Origin of the sequence: Serratia symbiotica (Periphyllus acericola) (assembly GCF_964019515.1) — a bacterium.
In the GTDB taxonomy this organism is placed as follows: Bacteria; Pseudomonadota; Gammaproteobacteria; order Enterobacterales; family Enterobacteriaceae; genus Serratia; species Serratia symbiotica_D.
Map to the genome: position 1 here is coordinate 272,854 of NZ_OZ026452.1, position 16,739 is coordinate 289,592.

The window sequence follows — 16,739 nt, forward strand, 5'->3', positions numbered from 1 at the left end:
GGAATAAAGAGTTCCCTGGCAGCGACAGGTGACCACCAAATAGCTGTTTTACTCTGTACCTCGCTGTTGCCGCTATCGAACGTCGGTGGTAGCCTGTGATACTTTTCCACCGTATGTTGTCTCCGGTAACGCGCTGGTTCGCCACCGCTTGATTTCGTTCTGCATACTGCCGACCAATAACGGGCTCGCTTCTCGGCGGTATTAACACCTTGAGCTTCTTGCCCCTTAACTCATCATCACACACTCGCGTATCCTAAGCCCGATCCGCCGCGGCGACTTTGATTTTACGGTACCTCTGACGGATGAGACCTGGGAAGGCTTCGGTATCGGTGACCTTGCTCAAGGAAAGGTCAGCACAGATGACCTCATGTGTTGCTGTATCTACGGCCAAATGCAGTTTTCGCCAGATCCGCCGTTTTTCCTGACCGTATTTTTTTGCCATCCACTCGCCTTTACCCAACACGTTGAGCCCGCTAGAGTCGATAACGAGGTGCGCAATTTCACCCGGCGTTGGGGTTTTAAACGGGACATGGCCGGACTTCGCCCGCTTACTGATACAGGTGTCGTCCGGGCAGTTCAACGCCACTTTAATCAGTGTGACAATGGAGTCGATGAAGCCCTGGATGGCGCGAAGTGTCAGGCCGAAAATCCGTTTCAGCATCAATACGCTGGTGATTGCCATATCGGAATAATGTGGTGGGCGACCACGCAGACAAGGTTTTGCCTCGCAGTACCAGGCGTGAAGTGCCGTTTCATCCCCCCAGCAAGTGAGTAAACCCCGAGTGATAAGGGTGTTGTTGTAAGCCTTCCAGTTGGTGATGTTGAACTTTTGCTGGGCCACGGAATATCGCTATTTTGACAGAAGGAGAGTGATCGGATCCTCGTCCTGGCCAAAAGTTCGATTTATTCAACAACGCCCAAAGTTGCAGCAGTTTGCTGATTTACCCAGCGATAAATCGCTGTCTATGCTTGGGGCCACCATCCCCACGAACTCGCTGAGGTTCAACCTGTGGCCCAGTGCAAGCGCCGTTTAAATCGGCTCACGGCCGATTTTTCGCTGCGTTGCCGCCTGCCTGCAACTACAGATATATCGCTGAATGGAAAGGTGTTACTTGACGGTTATTAACAAAGATTGTGACATCTCCGGGCTATGAGGTCGGCAAAGCGTAGACAGCGATTGCAAAATTGACTGATTTGTCACATCGTCCCGGCAAATTTTTCTGCATGGTATAAGGCATCATCATGAATGAGTTTTCCGTTGTCTGCCGTATGCTGGGTACGCTGTTCTACCGCCAGACTCAGGATCGGCTACTTGTGCCATTGTTCACGTTGATCCAGGTGCGATGTCAAGCTGTTCTCTGCCGACTTCAACGCCATTTTTATCGGCAGCGAACGTAGTGTGCCGCCGTTCCACTCTGACTATGTTGCGGGTGCGAGCGAAGCGCAAGTGCGCACCTTCTTGCAGCAGCGAGGTATGCCATTAGGCGAAGCTCCGGCCGATCATTTTGGTTTGCTGCTGCTGGCCGCCTCCTGGCTGGAAGATCAGTCGCAGGAAGCTGAAGTTTAGGCGCAAATCACCTTGTTCGATGAGTACCGGATCCCTTGGTGTGACCGCTTCCTCGGCAAGCTGACTGCGCACGCCAACAGTGATTTTTATCGCACGCTAGCGCAGCTCGGCCATGAAGCCATCCAAACGATGCGTGACGAACTGGCGGAATACGCGCAGGGTAACGAAACGCCCAAAGCGTGAAAATTAAGGCACCACAGCATTGAGCAGTATTGTCAGCGAGAAAAAGCGCGTGCTCGCTTAGCGTTTCTTGGCAAGTTTGGGGGTAATCGTGTGACTCTTGCCTAAATTAAAGCAAGTGGATGACGTAGCGATGATTATCCCCCCCAAGGCTGATAAACGCCCTTATCCCATTACCATTCACGGAGACACGCGCGTGGACGACTATTATTGGCTGCGTGACGACGAACGCGCAGACCAGCAGATACTGGACTACCTACAGGCAGAAAATGCATACAGAGGCGATTATGAAGCAGCAGCAAGCGCTGCGCGAGACACTGTATAAAGAGATAGTGGCGCGCACACCTCAACTGGATCATTCTGTTCCCTATGTCAAAAACGCATACCGTTACCAGATCCGCTACGAACCGGGCAATGAATACGCCATTTATGTGCGCCAGCCGGAAGCAGAGCGTGAGCGGTGGGACACAATGTTGGATGGTAACCAGCAAGCTGAGAAAAGTGAGTTTTATACTCTGGGCGGGTTAGACGTCAGCCCTGATAACCTCATGTTGGGAGTGGCAGAATATTTCCTGTCACATCGGCTGTATGACATCCGTTTCAAATACCTGAGCGATAGCAGTTGGGCCGATGAAATACTGATAAATACCTCTGGCAGTTTCGAGTGGGCTAACGATTCCGCCAGCGTGTATTACATACGTAAGCATGCTAAAACGCTGCTGTCTTATCAGGTATACCGCCATGTGGTGGGTACCGATCCGCAGCAGGATGAACTTATCTATGAAGAGCGGGATGATACTTTCTACGTAGGGTTGGGAAAAACCACCTCCGAACGCTTTATTCTTATCCAGCTGAAAAGCACCACTACCTCAGAATTCCTGCTGCTAGACGCCGACCGCGCCGATAGTACACCGTGTGTCTTCGTGCCGCGCCGAAAAGAACACGAATACGCTATTGACCATTACCAGCAGCATTTCTATATCCGTTCTAACAAAGACGGCAAAAACTTTGCGTTGTATCAGAGCGCACAGGCGGATGAGTCGCAGTGGCAAACGCTGATCACCCCGCGTACCGAGGTAATGCTGGAGGGCTTCAGTCTGTTTTGCGACTGGCTGGTGGTGGAAGAGCACTGCGAGGGGCTAACCCTACTGCATCAGATCCATCGGCAGAGCGGAAAAGAAAAACGTATCGCCTTCGACGATCCAACCTACACCACCTGGTTGGCCTACAATCCAGATCCAGAGACTGCATTGTTGCGTTACGGCTACTGGTCGATGACCAGCCCGGTCACAAAGTACGAGCTTAATTTAGAAAGTGGCGAACGTGTAATGCTCAAGCAGCAGGAAGTGAAAAATTTCACCCCGAAAAATTATCGTAGCGAGCGCGTGATGGTAACAAGGTGCCGGTTTCGTTAGTTTACCGTCAGGATCTTTTCAGCCAAGGTGGCAACCCGCTAATGGTGTATTGCTATGGCTCCTACGGCAGAAATATGGAACCCGCGTTTAGCGCCAGCCGCCTGAGCCTGCTAGATCGCGGCTTTGTCTTCGCGGTGGCGCATATACGCGGCGGCGGTGAACTGGGCCAGTGGTGGTATGAAGACGGTAAATTATTCAATAAGCAGAACAGCTTCAATGATTTTATTGACGTGACGTAAGCGTTGATCGCATAGGCTTATGGCAATGCCATACAGGTGTTCGCCATGTGCGGTAGCGCTGGCGGCCTGCTAATAGGCGCGGTGATTAATCAGGCAACTTAGCTATTCCATGGCGTAGTGGCGCAGGTGCCGTTTGTCGATGTAGTCACAACCATGCTGGACGAATCGATCCCGTTGACTACCGGCGAGTATGACCAGTGGGGTAACCCGAATGAGCAGGAGTATTATGATTATATCAAGCATTACAGTGCCCGGAATCCATATCGGTATACAGCAGCAGTTGGTGATTGTCAGTTTTTAGCTCGCGCAGCTTTGCCACCCACTTGGCCGGTTCCCAATATTGTACTTGCGAATCGTGCAGGCCGGTTGTGACCAGCATATGCGGGTAGTCCTGCGCTTTCATCTGATCGTAAGGGCTGTAGCAAATCCGGCCGTTTCAAACGTTATAAGGATATTGCGTTGGAGTATGCATTTATTCTGGCATTGCTAGAATAATAACCTCTCCCATTTGGCTATTTTATTTGCTATTTTAGACTTGGGCAGTGCTCACTATCCTAACATATTCCCCATATGCTGCGGTTAGCGGGTGGTGTTGGTCAGCCCGGCAATAGTAAGGTATACTGACCGGTTAGCCGTAGAGTGACCTACCAGCCCGCCTAAACGGCGGGCTTTTTATCATTTGGATTTTGGCTTGTAGGGCAGGCGTGAAAACTTATGCGACTCGATGCGATAATACGCCACGCGCTCACGGAAATAGCCATACAGGTAAGCCGGTTGTTCGCGCTCTACCACTTCCGGGATCACCAGCATGTTATAACGCTCTTTGAATGCCACGCCGGAAGCAGCAAGGTCTACGTTCACCTTGTCCATATCTTCTTTGGAAAGTTCTGCCAAATTGTAACCCATCTTATGCTCCTTACCATTGCCGCATTGAATCTGAGCAGAAGGTAATGGACCAGGCGGTGCTTGGCAAGCCGGATGTGCCGGATAAATAAGCATACTGCGCTGGCATGGCTAATTATCGTTAGAATGGTAATGTAATTTATTTTTTCTAAATAAGAACGATCTGCTATTTTATTGAATGCAGATAGCAATGATTATCATAACGAATTAAGCGGATTAATTTTATATAATGTATTGATTTTTATTTATTTAAAATTAAATAGAAACGTATTGTAAATAAGATGTTTTTATTCTTTATTTGCCAATGCATAATGGATGAAATTAAATTTACCACCTGGAAAAAAATAATATTTATGCTGACGCAAGAAATGACCCAAAAGCTGAATGAACAACTGAATCTAGAGTTCTACTCCGCTAACATGTACCTACAAATGAGCGCATGGTGCAGCGACAATGGCTTTGAAGGTGCTGCAGCATTTCTTAAAGAGCATTCTCAGGAAGAGATGCAGCATATGCAGCGTTTGTTCGACTATCTGAGTGATACCGGCTCCTTGCCGCTGTTAGGTTTTATCGCTGCACCACCGGTTGAGTTTGAATCCCTGATTGACGTATTCCAGCAAACTTACGAACACGAGCAGTTAATTACACGTCAGATCAACAAACTTGCGCATGCGGCCATGACTGCCCACGATTATTCCACCTTCAACTTTCTACAGTGGTATGTTGCCGAGCAGCATGAGGAAGAGAAAATCTTCAAATCCGTGTTGGATAAGCTGGCACTGGTAGGCAACAGCGGTAAAAGTTTGTTCTTCATCGATAAAGATCTAAAGAAAATGAGTACTGCTGGCGTAAATGGCAACGGCCAAGTTTGATGCTTTTTTTGGCGTTGTTGAATAAATCGAACTTTTGGCCGCCACGAGGATCAGATCACTCTTCTTCTGTCAAAATAGCGACATTCCGTGGCCCAGAAAAAGTTCAACATCACCAACTCGAAGGCTTACAACAACGCCCCTTCGATTTCGACAAAGCTCTTAGTATGATGACGTTATAGTTGCGACACAGAATGATGAACGCTCTCGATAAAGGCCGGGATCCGGCCTTTCAACACTGCTCAGCTCGCTTAGACCAGTTCGATCACCTCGAAACTAGCTTCACCACTCAGGTCAGCGTTGTAATCAATACACGCTAGGCCAAAGCCGAACAAGCGCAGGAAATCTGCCTTATAGCCTTTATAGTCCGTCAGTTCATTGATGTTATTATCGTTGATCCGCGCCCAGATTTCACGGCAAGTGTTTTGTATATCGTCACGCAGTTCCCAATCATCCAAACGCAGGCGATGCTTCTCGTCAGTTTCTGGCACTGTGCCAGTGTACAGTTTGCTAGCGAACAAACGCTGTACCTGCTCAATGCAGCCTTCGTGAATGCCCTGTTCCTTCATGATTTTGAACACGATAGAAATGTACAGCGGCATAACTGGGATCGCAGAGGAGGCCTGGGTAACGACTGACTTCAGCACGGCAACATAGGCGGCCCCACCTTTGGCTTTCAGCTTCTGATCGATGGCTTGTGCTGCGCGATCTAGATCTTCTTTCGCTTTACCCAAGGTGCCATGCCAATAAATTGGCCAGGTCAGATCAGTGCCAATGTAAGAATAGGCAACGGTCTGAATGTTGTTCGCCAGCACGCCAGCTTCATCCAATGCGTCCATCCATAGCTGCCAATCCTGGCCACCCATCACCTTGACGGTATCGGCAATTTCCTTCTCTTTGGCTGGCTCGACGACGGCTTCCACCAGCACATCTTTGTTGGTGTCCAACGCCACGGATTTATAGGGTTCGCCGATAGGCTTTAGTGCAGAACGCACCACTTCACCGGTTTCTGGCATTTTGCGCACTAGGGAAGCCAATGAGTAGACCACCAGATCAATTTGCCCCAGATCCTGTTTAATTAGATCGATAACACTTAGGCGGCATTCATTGGAGAACGCATCACCGTTAATGCTTTTTGCGTATATGCCTGCTTCTTTGGCGACCTTGTCAAAACCGGCAGAGTTGTACCAACCAGCAGAGCCTGTTTTGCCTTCGCTACATGGCTTTTCAAAAAATACGCCGATGGTGGCCGCACCGCTGCCGAATGCAGCATTGATACGAGAGGCCAGCCCATAGCCAGTAGATGCACCAATAACCAGCACCTTCTTAGGCCCATTTCTCAGTTCGCCACGTGATTTTACGTAGGCGATTTGCTCACGGACGTTGGCTTCACAGCCTGCCGGATGAGCCGTAGTGCAAATAAAACCACGAATTTTAGGTTTGATAATCATAGTATTTTTTCTTGTTAGCTAAAACAGAAGGCTAATATAACTGATTTTCTCAATATACTTAAGATGGACACACGGCATAATCGAAACAAGCACCGGCGTTGTTGAATAAATCGGATTTGAAATAAAGAGTCCCGTGAATGGGCAGCTTTCAGGCAAGGCGTACACTTTCTGGCATACCGGCGAGCGTCATCTTGTTTAATGCACAGATCATAGCCAGCGCCTCTGCAACTTGCCCATCATAATCTCGCAGCGACAGGTGACTACCAAATAGCTGTTTTACTCTGTACCTCGCTGTTGCCGCTATCGAACGTCGGTGGTAGCTTGTGATACTTTTCCACCGTGTGTTGTCTCTGGTAACGTGCTGGTTCGCCACCGCTTGATTTCGCTCTGCATAGTCTGCCGACCAATAACGGGCTCCGCTGCTGGGCGGTATTAACGCCCTGAGCCTCTTGCGCCTTAACTCATCATCACACACTCGCGTATCCTAAGCCCGATCCGCCGAGGCGACTTTGATTTTACGGTACCTCTGGCGGATGAGACCTGGGAAGGCTTCGGTATCGGTGACATTGCTCAAGGAAAGGTCAGCACAGATGACCTCATGTGTTTCTGTATCTACGGCCAAATGCAGTTTTCGCCAGATACGCCGTTTTTCCTGACCGTGTTTTTTTACCTTCCACTCGCCTTCACCCAACACGTTGAGCCCGCTAGAGTCGATAACGAGGTGCGCAATTTCACCCGGCGTTGGGGTTTTAAACGGGACATGGCCGGACTTCGCCCGCTTACTGATACAGGTGTCGTCCGGGCAGTTCAACGCCACTTTAATCAGTGTGACAATGGAGTCGATGAAGCCCTGGAGGGCGCGAAGTGTCAGGCCGAAAATCCGTTTCAGCATCAATACGCTGGTGATTGCCATTACGCTGGTCATTGCTATATCGGAATAATGTTATCGGCGACCACGCAGAGAAGGTGTTGCCTCGCAGTACCAGGCGTGAAGTGCCGTTTCATCCCCCCAGCAAGTGAGTGAGCCCCGAGTGATAAGGGCGTTGTTGTAAGCCTTCCAGTTGGTGATGTTGCACTTTTGCTGGGCCACGGAATGTCGCTATTTTGACAGAAGGAGAGTGATCTGATCCGCGTGCCAGCCAAATGTTCGATTTATTCAACAACGCCGCAACTTTGGCTAATCAATTCGGTGAATGTCATAAGGGGGTTGACGCTGGCAGCAGATTCTCCTACATTAGCGCACGTCGAAAGCACGAGGCTTTATCGATGATAAAACGGTGAGGTGTCTGAGTGGCCGAAGGAGCACGCCTGGAAAGTGTGTATACGCGAAAGCGTATCGAGGGTTCGACCCCCTCCCTCACCACCATTTTAAACAAAAAAGCCTGAACGTAAGTTCAGGCTTTTTTGTTATCTGTGATACACGTTAGCGCACGGCGTTGGCCGAGCTGATAGCGAGTACACAATCCGGCGAACTGCGCCCTGAAAAAATAACCGCCAGGCTGGCAGAGACGGCGATAATCCACAAAGCAGCCGCCGCTGCTGCCGATGTCAACTGCCTATTCTGGCCATTCCCTCAACCGTGGCAGCCCCACACTGGTGTGGGGTTGCCACAGGGCGTTTTTAGTGCATTTTCAGGCGCGGGCGGAGCACCCGGTTGATGCCCCCAACCAACATCATCAGGCTGGTTTTAATAAAGCCATGCAGCGCTACCTGGTGCATGCGGTACAACGAAATGTAGATGAAACGCGCAATGCACCCTTCCACCATTATAGAACCACGCATCAGGTTGCCCATCAGGCTACCAACAGTGCTGAAACGCGAAAGTGACACCAACGAACCGTGATCTTTGTACACATAAGGCTTCAGCGTCTGCTCGTTAATCAGCGCCAAAATGTTAGTAAAGCAGCGTGAAGCCATCTGATGTGCCGACTGAGCGCGCGGTGGCACAAAGCCGCCTCCCTCTTTCGGGCAGGATGCGCAGTCACCGATGGCAAAAATGTGGGGATCGCGCGTGGTCTGCAACGTTGGCTCAACCAGCAACTGGTTGAGGCGGTTGGTTTCCAAACCACCGATATCCTTCATAAAGTTCGGCACCTTGATGCCCGCCGCCCACACCATCAGATCAGCATCGATAAACTCGCCACCCTGAGTGTTCAGCCCACTGGCCTTTACGCTTGTAACCATGGTGTTAGTAAACACGCGTACACCAAGTTTGCTCAGTTCCAGATAAGCAGCAGCGGAAATGCGCGGTGGCAACGATGGCAAAATACGCTCACTAGCTTCTACCAACGTCACATTCAGCGCACTGTTGTCCAGGCTTTCAAAGCCATAGTTGTGTAGCTGTTTCACTGTATTGTACAGTTCGGCAGACAACTCAACGCCAGTAGCGCCGCATCCAACGATGGCGATATTTACCCGCTTTTTCTGCCCTGGGTACGCCGAATACTTCAGGAACAAATTAAGCATTTCATTATGGAAACGCCGCGCCTGATACGGATTATCCAAGAAGAGACAGTGATCTTTCACCCCTGGTGTGCCGAAATCGTTCGAGGTACTGCCCAGCGCTATCACCAGAATGTCGTAAGTCAATTCGCGCGATGGTACCAGTTCACCCCCCTGCTTATCGCAAATACGGGCCAGTTGCAGCGTTTGAGTCTCGGGGTTGATGTTAGTTAGCGTACCCTGCTGGAAGCTGAAATGATGGTTGTGCGCATGCGCCAGGTAACTCAGCGCATCGACGCCGTCATCAAGTGAACCGGTGGCGACTTCATGTAGCAGCGGCTTCCACAGATGGCTTTGGCTGCGATCCACCAATGTGATCGCAGCTTTTCTCTTGCGGCCAAGCTTATTCCCTAGGCGGGTCGCTAGCTCAAGACCACCAGCACCACCACCAACAATGACGATTTTCTTCTTTGGCGTTGTCAAAATACCTCCTAAATATGAACCAACAGTTATCCGTAAGTGAATGACAAATATCCTTATAATACATATAGTTAAACTGTAATAAACCTATTCTTTAGCGCCAGAATAACATGTGAGGTTATTTGGTCATACTAAAATTGACCTACATCAATTTTTTGATTAAAGGCTCGACGCGAGGCTTTTTAGCTATTTTAATTCAATAAGTTAGCATAGAGTCTACTCTACATGGCTCTACCCGTTATTCGCAAATATTGTGCTTTATTGAGAATAACAGAGCCGCAGATTATCCCGATAAAAAGCAATAATTGCGGTTCCAAATATGTTATGAAGTTGTTAATTCCGTGCTTAATGACTACCGCCGCAGCTCTGATCATCGCTGCGCTATCCTCATGACAGTGTCCTGAATTCGTGCAGTTTATGTTCCTCCCAGCGTGCACTTAGCGTACCCAGTGCCTTGTATGCCTGCTGCCAACGTGCCGAGTCACGCAGTTCCTGGCGGGTGAACTCACCACGGTGATATAACCGTTTTACTTTCTCTGCTTTGACTGGGGAAAGGTTATCCAGCACGCTGACCGCACCAGCGCGGTTGTTGCACACCAATATCATGTCACAACCAGCATCCAGAGCCGCCTGACTGCGTTCGGCATAGCTACCCATGATAGCTGCCCCAACCATTGATAGGTCATCAGAGAAAATAACCCCATCGAACCCCAGTTCCTGCCGCAGGATTTGCTTCAGCCAGTAAGGTGAACCGCTGGCAGGAAGCGGATCGGCTGCAGTGTAGATGACGTGTGCCGACATGACCGCATCCAGTAGTTGACGGTTGATCAGTGTGCGGAAAATCGCCATGTCATGTTCATGGATCTGCGCTAACGGCCGCATATCGCGCGGGTTTTCTTTGTGCGAGTCAGTGCTGACACCACCATGGCCTGGGAAGTGTTTTCCGGTGGTTTTCATCCCAGCACTGCGCATACCCTGGATAAAGTGCTCAGCCATTGCCAGAGCTTGCTGCGGATCGCTGTGGAACGCGCGTTCGCCGATGGCGGCGCTGCCGTGGCCAATATCCAGCACCGGCGCAAAACTGATATCGATATCCTGGGCGATCATTTCTGCGGCCATCAACCAACCCGCTTCTTGCGCTAAGTGATGACCCTGCTGCGCATCTTGCATCACAGCGAACGATTTCGCCGCTGGCAAGCGGGTAAAACCTTCATGGAAGCGCTGCACGCGTCCGCCTTCCTGATCCACCGCTACCACCAGCCTATCATGCGATGCGACGCGGATCTGGCGCACCAGTTCGCGCAACTGGTGCGCATCGTGAAAGTTACGGGTAAATAGGATCAGCCCGCCAACCAGCGGGTGTGTTAAAATCTCGCGTTCTTCTGCATCCAGCTCATAGCTAGCAATATCTAGCATTATCGGACCCACGGCCACCTCACTTCATTATTTGATTTGCTTCACTCAAAACCTGGGGGGTTATCAACAAAAGCGCTGGCGCAGCATTGCCCCCCCCCAATGCAAAAATTCAGCATCGCCGCTCTGCTGCCAGCGCGCTTCAAACCACATCAGCATCAGGTAATCCACCCACGGTAACCAACGCTGCACTTGGGCGCACAACCGGGCCTCATCCGGGTAGCCATGCTGCGCATAGTGCTGTAGAAAACACTGCTGCTGAGTGCTAGCCCAATTATTGCTGCGAAACAGCGCGGCGATATCCAGCGCAACATCGCCATCGGCGGCGTACTCCCAGTCGATCAGCCGCAGCCCGGCGGCACTGGTGATCAGGTTACCTGGGTGAATATCCATATGAAGCGGGGCCAGTTGCAGTGGCGTTGGCGGTGTTATCCGCAAAAAATGCTGTTGACAACGCAGCCAGGCTGGGGTAAGACGCCGTTTGTCCAACTGCTGCCAATAGCTGGCGAACTGTCGTTGCAAGTTCAGGCGGTAACCACTGAACGGCCTTCGATGCAATCCCGCTGCCATCGCTGCCAGTTCACCACATTGATTTAAGGCGTCGAACCCCTCATTTGTGACACTCTTCCCTGTAAGCCATTCGACGATAATCCAATGATTACTCTGGGCTAAAACCTGCGGCCCTAGCCCCATGCCACAACGGCGCAGTAGCCGCGCTTCCCGTTTGCGGCTGACACCCAATGCGCCTTTCTCTGCAGTTTGTTTGAGCGCCAACAAACTGATGCCCTCCCCGTCGATACGCCAACTGTCACCCGTCAGACCCTTTACTGGGCTGAAATGACAACCGGCGGTATTTACCGCCGACAACCGGGTATTCAACAATTGTCGCAATTCAGCTTCAAGGTTCAACGGTGTCATTACCCGACCAAACTATTTCACCGGTTTGCACCAACATCAGTTGCATATCCAGCGTCGGTGATTTTACATCGCCGCTGAAGACGCTGTACAACACGTACTGTGCATTAACGATGCGCGCCAGCCCGATAGCCTTACTGCGCGAGCCAAAGCTGTCCTCCGAGGATAATCCCAGCCCCTGCCTGGCGCTCGTCAGCCGCGCTTCAGGCACCATACTGAAGGTGGAGTTAGACTCCAGCGCTGTATGTAGCGCGGATGTCGCTTTCGCCGTTTGCAATGCGCCATTGGTGTTGTTCTTCATGGTGTCTACGAACAATAGGCTGCCAGCGGTAACCCCTTTGACCTCCAGCATCTGGTTCACCAACGGCTGTAGGCCGCGGAGCCAGTCAAACTGCTGTATTTTGGGCGGCTGTGGTACATCTTCACGGGCCGACTGCTGAGGTTGTTCCTTTGTGTCCGGTAGCGTAACCGATTCGATGGTATTTGGTTGTGGAAGGCGCGACAAACAGCCACTCAAGGTTAATGCGGCCAACGCCACCAATAAATACTTTTTCATTATTATTCCTTTCCAAGCCAGCTTACAAAAACAGCTATCAACGCGTGCATTTAGCATCCAGGTTACCGTTCAGAAAAGCGTGACAATATCGGCCCCAGCGAGTGGCCGCCAACCAAATGCATATGAATATGATAGACCTCCTGACCAGCATGGCGATTGCAGTTGAGGATCAGGCGGTAGCCATCTTCAGCCACCCCTTCCTGTTCGGCAATTTTCGCCGCAGCGGTGATCATTCTGCCCAGCGCCGCTTCATGCTCGACGGTCACATCATTGACAGTAGGGATCAGTACATTCGGCACGATCAAAATATGGGTTGGAGCCTGGGGTGAGATATCACGGAAGGCAGTCACCAGTTCGTCTTGGTAAACCACATCAGCAGGGATTTCGCGGCGGATAATTTTACTGAAAATCTTTTCTTCAGCCATTTGGACGTTCCTTGGTTTAAACAGTAAGCTTTATGAGTGACAAATTCTACTGCTTTTAACCTGAATGCGCACTTTCCGCATTGGATGATGCTAAGATCACACCACCTGGCGCACTATATCTGTTATTGCTTTACCTACCCCCCAACAAGGGTCAGGCTGAAAGCTATTTCACCAGGTATGAATTTGATAATCTGTGCTCTTTGCATTAATTTAGGGGCAGACCTCCAGCTTCGCAGCAGCCACCAGATTTATGTTCAAAGGACGCCTCACCATGGTAACACGCACGCTAGATAGCACCGCCCACCCAGCTCTGGCCGGAATGCCGGATGCAGCTGAACACGCACTGCGTTTCAGTCGCGCCCGTAAGGCGCAATCCTATGCATTATTCGAAGATTATGTCGAGCTGATCGCCGATCTGTTGCAGACTACGCGAGAAGCCAGAACCACCGATATCGCCCGCCGCTTTGGTATCTCTCACCCTACTGCGATCAAGAACATCGCGCGGCTTAAAAGCGTCGGCCTAGTGGAATCGCGTCCCTATCGCGGGGTATTTCTGACTGAGGAAGGCGAACGGTTGGCACATAAGGTACGCCGTCGCCATCGGATTGTGGTTAACCTGTTAGTCTGTCTGGGAGTGCCGACGAAAACCGCCGAGCTGGACAGCGAAGGGATTGAACATCACATTTCTGACGCCACTTTAGCCGTGTTTGAACAGATCCTGCGAAAAAACACGGCGAAGTGATCCCGAAATAAGCAGTAGCTGGCTGAGGGCTTTTAGAAGCCAAATATCTTCACTTCCCTGTATCTACCTCCTGTTTTCTACGTGACACTACGCGTTGTGCTATGCGGGTTTACCTGCCTCGGGAGAAAAAATGCCGATCCCCCTTAGGTGATCGGCACTAGGCTTTCGTTTCCCTTTAAATTAACTTGTCTAACTCAGTGATTACGGATGTATTCGTCCATATCGGTTTTCAGGTTGTCAGACTTGGTACCGAAGATAACCTGAACGCCAGAGCCGGCGACAACAACGCCAGCGGCACCTAATTTCTTCAGGGTAGCCTGGTCAACCTTGGTGATGTCGGCCACGCTGACGCGCAGGCGGGTGATACAGGCATCCAGGTTAGTGATATTCTCTTTACCGCCGAAAGCCTGAACTAAGGCGGCAGACATTTCAGAACCGCCCTGCGTATCCTGCTCAGAAGCAGTGTCTTCAAGGCCTGGGGTTTTTAGGTTCAGCTTGGTGATCAGCATGCGGAAGAGAGTGTAGTACACCAGCCCGTAGAGGATGCCGACGAGGGGGAACAACCAGATTTTACTGCTGTTTCCGCTCAGAACGATAAAGTCGATCAACCCGTGTGAAAAGCTGGTGCCGTCACGCATGCCTAACAGAATGCAGATTGGGAACGCCAGACCCGCCAAGATAGCATGGCTCACATACAGGATCGGCGCAACGAAGATGAAAGAGAATTCGATCGGTTCGGTGATGCCGGTCAGGAATGAGGTCAACGCAGCAGAGATCATGATACCACCGACTTTAGCGCGGTTTTCCAGTTTGGCTGAATGCCAGATAGCGATGGCCGCCGCAGGCAAACCATACATTTTGAACAGGAAGCCGCCGGACAGTTTCCCCGCAGTCGGGTCACCCGCCATGTAACGTGGGATGTCACCGTGAAATACCTGACCCGCTGCATTCGTGAACTCGCCAATTTGCATCTGAAAAGGCACGTTCCAGATATGGTGCAGACCGAACGGCACCAGCGAACGCTCAACCACACCGTAGAGGCCAAAGGCCACTACCGGGTTCTGATAAGCTGCCCACTGGGAAAACGTCTGGATAGCAGTACCGATGGGTGGCCAGATGAAAGAGAGCGCGATGCCTAGCACGATAGCCGCCAGGCCAGAGATGATCGGCACAAACCGCTTACCCGCAAAGAAGCCCAGATACTCCGGCAGTTGGATGCGGAAGAAGCGGTTAAACATGTAGGCAGCGATGGCACCAGAGATAATCCCGCCGAGTACGCCGGTATCGGCCAAATGTTTGGTTGCAATCTCTTCGGCTGTTAGGTGCAGCACCAAGGGTGCAACCACTGAAATGGTTTTCACCATGATGCCGTAAGCTACCACCGCCGCCAGTGCGGAGACGCCATCGTTATTAGTGAAACCTAGGGCAACACCAATCGCGAAAATTAACGGCATGTTGGCGAAAACAGATCCACCCGCATCCGCCATCACATGAGAGACTACCATAGGTAACCAGCTAAAGTTGGCGGAACCGACGCCCAGCAGGATACCTGCGATAGGCAGTACTGACACTGGCAGCATTAGCGATTTACCTATTTTTTGCAGGTTTGCAAATGCGTTCTTGAACATAAATGAGTGTGCTCCTGAGTAATAATACTTTGCTACTTTTTGGCGATTATTCGCGCTGCAAGGGGAAGAAAACCCCGCAATTTAGGGTGTCTGAGCACCCTTGAATTTATTATTCAGAGTAAAATAAATGCCCTACGTAATGTTTGCTGGTAATCACATTTAAATAATAGCAAAAGGAAGCAATTTTTAAAATCGCCTGTTTTTTATCATAAAAGTCGATAAAACAATCACTAAATGCCTTTAAATTGGTGAAAATATTACTCGTTTCGTCGATTAATTACGAGCTTAAAAATTATGTCAACGATGACTACTCAGCCTAGATCAAAATTTGATGTGAAATAAGCGGCGTTGTTGAATAAATAGAACTTTTGGCCGGCACGAGGATCAGATCACTCTCCTTCTGTCAAAATAGCGACATTCCGTGGCCCAGCAAAAGTTCAACATCACCAACTGGAAGGCTTACAACAACGCCCTGATCACTCGGGGTTCACTCACTTACTGGGGGGATGAAACGGCACTTCACGCCTGGTACTGCGAGGCAAAACCTTCTCTGCGTGGTCGCCCACCACATTATTCCGATATGGCAATCACCAGCGTATTGATGCTGAAACGGATTTTCGGCCTGACACTTCGCGCCCTCCAGGGCTTCGGCGACTCCATTGTCACACTGATCAAAGTGCCGTTGAACTGCCCGGACGACACCTGCATCGAAGTCCGTCAATGTCCCGTTTAAAACCCCAACGCCGAAATAAGCGAGAAAAATTGTTAGTGGTGGCTTCGGCAAAGTTTTCCAGGCTAATGCCCTTCAGTACCGCCATGTATTCAGCCACATCACGCACATAGGCGGGTTGGTTTTCTTTACCCCGGTGCGGCACCGGGGCCAGATACGGCGAGTCAGTTTCCACCAGTATGCGATCCAGCGGCACATAACGCGCCACCTCACGCAATGGCTCGGCGTTACGGAAGGTCACGATGCCAGAGAAAGAAATGTAGAAACCGAGATCCAACAGTACTTCTGCGGTGGCGCTATCCTCAGTGAAACAGTGCAGCACCCCGCTACAGTCCTGCGCATTTTCCTCACGCAAAATCGCCAATGTGTCGGCACGCGCATCACGGGTATGCACGATCAGCGGTTTGTCCAGATCTCGGCCAATGCGAATATGCTCGCGGAACGAGGCCTGTTGCAGCTCAAGGTTGTCTTTCTGGTAGAAGTAATCCAGCCCGGTCTCCCCCAACGCGACCACTTGTGCCGCCGCTGCCAGGCAACGCAGTTCGCCGTAATCGTAGCCATCCTCCAGGTTCAGCGGGTGTACGCCACAGGAGAAGACCACCTCATCGCGCGCACCAATCAACTGGGTCATAGCCTGATAGCCCGGCAACGTAGTGGCAACTGCCAGCACGTATCCGACATCGCGCATTTTGGCCTTGGCCAGCGCGTCATCCACATTTTGGTGCAGGGTTTGATAATCCAGGCAGTCAAGGTGACAATGAGAATCAACTAACAACATAATGTT

Annotated in this window: 15 protein-coding genes, 1 tRNA gene and 6 pseudogenes; 7 read left to right on the forward strand and 15 right to left on the reverse strand. The window is 50.7% G+C overall.

Annotated features, from left to right (window positions below; all coding sequences use genetic code 11):
* Positions 1-19: 19 nt before the first annotated feature.
* A pseudogene (locus AACL06_RS01615) lies at positions 20-820 on the reverse strand (IS5 family transposase); the annotation flags it as partial.
* Positions 753-914: a hypothetical protein gene (locus AACL06_RS01620; protein WP_339037521.1), complete on the reverse strand. Its 162-nt coding sequence runs from the start codon at positions 912-914 to the stop codon at positions 753-755. The pseudogene AACL06_RS01615 and the gene AACL06_RS01620, both read right to left, overlap by 68 nt.
* 328 nt (positions 915-1,242) lie before the next feature.
* Here AACL06_RS01620 and AACL06_RS01625 point away from each other — a divergent pair.
* Both AACL06_RS01625 and AACL06_RS01630 read left to right on the forward strand, forming a co-directional pair.
* Positions 1,243-1,750: pseudogene (locus tag AACL06_RS01625) on the forward strand (TorD/DmsD family molecular chaperone).
* Positions 1,751-1,880: 130 nt separating this feature from the next.
* A pseudogene (locus tag AACL06_RS01630) lies at positions 1,881-3,666 on the forward strand (S9 family peptidase); the annotation flags it as partial.
* Here AACL06_RS01630 and AACL06_RS10475 read toward each other — a convergent pair.
* Positions 3,649-3,822: pseudogene (locus AACL06_RS10475) on the reverse strand (prolyl oligopeptidase family serine peptidase); the annotation flags it as partial. The pseudogenes AACL06_RS01630 and AACL06_RS10475 overlap by 18 nt on opposite strands.
* Before the next feature lie 254 nt (positions 3,823-4,076).
* Positions 4,077-4,307 (reverse strand): DNA polymerase III subunit theta, encoded by a 231-nt coding sequence (locus AACL06_RS01635; RefSeq protein WP_339038461.1) that lies wholly within the window; start codon positions 4,305-4,307, stop codon positions 4,077-4,079.
* A 350-nt stretch (positions 4,308-4,657) separates the two neighbouring features.
* On the opposite strand from AACL06_RS01635, the gene ftnA reads away from it, so the two are divergent.
* Both ftnA and AACL06_RS01645 read left to right on the forward strand, forming a co-directional pair.
* Complete coding sequence (ftnA, locus tag AACL06_RS01640) at positions 4,658-5,176, forward strand: non-heme ferritin (RefSeq protein ID WP_339038463.1); 519 nt, start codon at positions 4,658-4,660, stop codon at positions 5,174-5,176.
* Positions 5,177-5,190: 14 nt separating this feature from the next.
* Positions 5,191-5,355: a hypothetical protein gene (locus AACL06_RS01645; protein WP_339037523.1), complete on the forward strand. Its 165-nt coding sequence runs from the start codon at positions 5,191-5,193 to the stop codon at positions 5,353-5,355.
* A gap of 69 nt (positions 5,356-5,424) precedes the next feature.
* On the opposite strand, the gene fabV is transcribed toward AACL06_RS01645, so the two are convergent.
* From fabV to AACL06_RS01665, 4 genes and pseudogenes are all read right to left on the reverse strand, one after another.
* Entirely contained in the window at positions 5,425-6,624 is a 1,200-nt protein-coding gene (fabV, locus tag AACL06_RS01650) for an enoyl-ACP reductase FabV (protein WP_339037525.1), read from the reverse strand.
* A gap of 18 nt (positions 6,625-6,642) precedes the next feature.
* On the reverse strand, positions 6,643-6,789 hold the full coding sequence (locus AACL06_RS01655) for a hypothetical protein (RefSeq protein WP_339037527.1): 147 nt from the start codon (positions 6,787-6,789) through the stop codon (positions 6,643-6,645).
* Positions 6,773-7,693 (reverse strand): annotated as a pseudogene (locus AACL06_RS01660) (IS5 family transposase). The gene AACL06_RS01655 and the pseudogene AACL06_RS01660 overlap by 17 nt, the downstream one beginning before the upstream one ends.
* Entirely contained in the window at positions 7,626-7,787 is a 162-nt protein-coding gene (locus AACL06_RS01665; protein WP_339037436.1) for a hypothetical protein, read from the reverse strand. Before AACL06_RS01665 ends, AACL06_RS01660 begins: the two are co-directional and overlap by 68 nt.
* Positions 7,788-7,900: 113 nt before the next feature.
* Here AACL06_RS01665 and AACL06_RS01670 point away from each other — a divergent pair.
* Positions 7,901-7,990 (forward strand) — tRNA-Ser (locus tag AACL06_RS01670).
* 254 nt (positions 7,991-8,244) lie between these two features.
* Here AACL06_RS01670 and AACL06_RS01675 read toward each other — a convergent pair.
* From AACL06_RS01675 to hinT, 5 genes are all read right to left on the reverse strand, one after another.
* Positions 8,245-9,549, reverse strand: coding sequence for an NAD(P)/FAD-dependent oxidoreductase (locus AACL06_RS01675; protein ID WP_339037529.1), 1,305 nt, complete (start codon positions 9,547-9,549; stop codon positions 8,245-8,247).
* Between the two features lie 384 nt (positions 9,550-9,933).
* Positions 9,934-10,962, reverse strand: a complete 1,029-nt coding sequence (gene nagZ, locus AACL06_RS01680) for a beta-N-acetylhexosaminidase (protein WP_339037531.1) — start codon at positions 10,960-10,962, stop codon at positions 9,934-9,936.
* A gap of 63 nt (positions 10,963-11,025) precedes the next feature.
* A complete protein-coding gene (locus tag AACL06_RS01685) occupies positions 11,026-11,877 on the reverse strand; it encodes a phosphotransferase (protein ID WP_339037533.1) in 852 nt (283 codons plus the stop codon).
* A complete protein-coding gene (lpoB, locus tag AACL06_RS01690) occupies positions 11,858-12,430 on the reverse strand; it encodes a penicillin-binding protein activator LpoB (protein WP_339037535.1) in 573 nt (190 codons plus the stop codon). Before lpoB ends, AACL06_RS01685 begins: the two co-directional genes overlap by 20 nt.
* A 62-nt stretch (positions 12,431-12,492) precedes the next feature.
* Positions 12,493-12,855 (reverse strand): purine nucleoside phosphoramidase, encoded by a 363-nt coding sequence (gene hinT, locus AACL06_RS01695; protein ID WP_339037537.1) that lies wholly within the window; start codon positions 12,853-12,855, stop codon positions 12,493-12,495.
* Between the two features lie 271 nt (positions 12,856-13,126).
* Here hinT and mntR point away from each other — a divergent pair, with 271 nt between their 5' ends.
* Complete coding sequence (gene mntR, locus AACL06_RS01700) at positions 13,127-13,597, forward strand: manganese-binding transcriptional regulator MntR (protein ID WP_339038465.1); 471 nt, start codon at positions 13,127-13,129, stop codon at positions 13,595-13,597.
* A gap of 194 nt (positions 13,598-13,791) precedes the next feature.
* On the opposite strand, the gene ptsG is transcribed toward mntR, so the two are convergent.
* On the reverse strand, positions 13,792-15,225 hold the full coding sequence (ptsG, locus tag AACL06_RS01705) for a PTS glucose transporter subunit IIBC (RefSeq protein ID WP_339037539.1): 1,434 nt from the start codon (positions 15,223-15,225) through the stop codon (positions 13,792-13,794).
* Positions 15,226-15,646: 421 nt separating this feature from the next.
* On the opposite strand from ptsG, the pseudogene AACL06_RS01710 reads away from it, so the two are divergent.
* Positions 15,647-15,943: pseudogene (locus AACL06_RS01710) on the forward strand (transposase); the annotation flags it as partial.
* Here the strand turns inward: AACL06_RS01710 and AACL06_RS01715 are convergent.
* On the reverse strand, positions 15,897-16,733 hold the full coding sequence (locus AACL06_RS01715) for a metal-dependent hydrolase (protein ID WP_425336923.1): 837 nt from the start codon (positions 16,731-16,733) through the stop codon (positions 15,897-15,899). The pseudogene AACL06_RS01710 and the gene AACL06_RS01715 sit on opposite strands and share 47 nt — an antisense overlap.
* Positions 16,734-16,739 lie beyond the last annotated feature (6 nt).

Coding starts and splice junctions, on each gene's coding strand:
- AACL06_RS01635 (WP_339038461.1), bottom strand. CDS start 4,307: ATGGGTTACAATTTGGCAGAACTTTCCAAAGAAGATATGGACAAGGTG.
- ftnA (WP_339038463.1), top strand. CDS start 4,658: ATGCTGACGCAAGAAATGACCCAAAAGCTGAATGAACAACTGAATCTA.
- fabV (WP_339037525.1), bottom strand. CDS start 6,624: ATGATTATCAAACCTAAAATTCGTGGTTTTATTTGCACTACGGCTCAT.
- nagZ (WP_339037531.1), bottom strand. CDS start 10,962: ATGCTAGATATTGCTAGCTATGAGCTGGATGCAGAAGAACGCGAGATT.
- AACL06_RS01685 (WP_339037533.1), bottom strand. CDS start 11,877: ATGACACCGTTGAACCTTGAAGCTGAATTGCGACAATTGTTGAATACC.
- lpoB (WP_339037535.1), bottom strand. CDS start 12,430: ATGAAAAAGTATTTATTGGTGGCGTTGGCCGCATTAACCTTGAGTGGC.
- hinT (WP_339037537.1), bottom strand. CDS start 12,855: ATGGCTGAAGAAAAGATTTTCAGTAAAATTATCCGCCGCGAAATCCCT.
- mntR (WP_339038465.1), top strand. CDS start 13,127: ATGGTAACACGCACGCTAGATAGCACCGCCCACCCAGCTCTGGCCGGA.
- ptsG (WP_339037539.1), bottom strand. CDS start 15,225: ATGTTCAAGAACGCATTTGCAAACCTGCAAAAAATAGGTAAATCGCTA.
- AACL06_RS01715 (WP_425336923.1), bottom strand. CDS start 16,733: ATGTTGTTAGTTGATTCTCATTGTCACCTTGACTGCCTGGATTATCAA.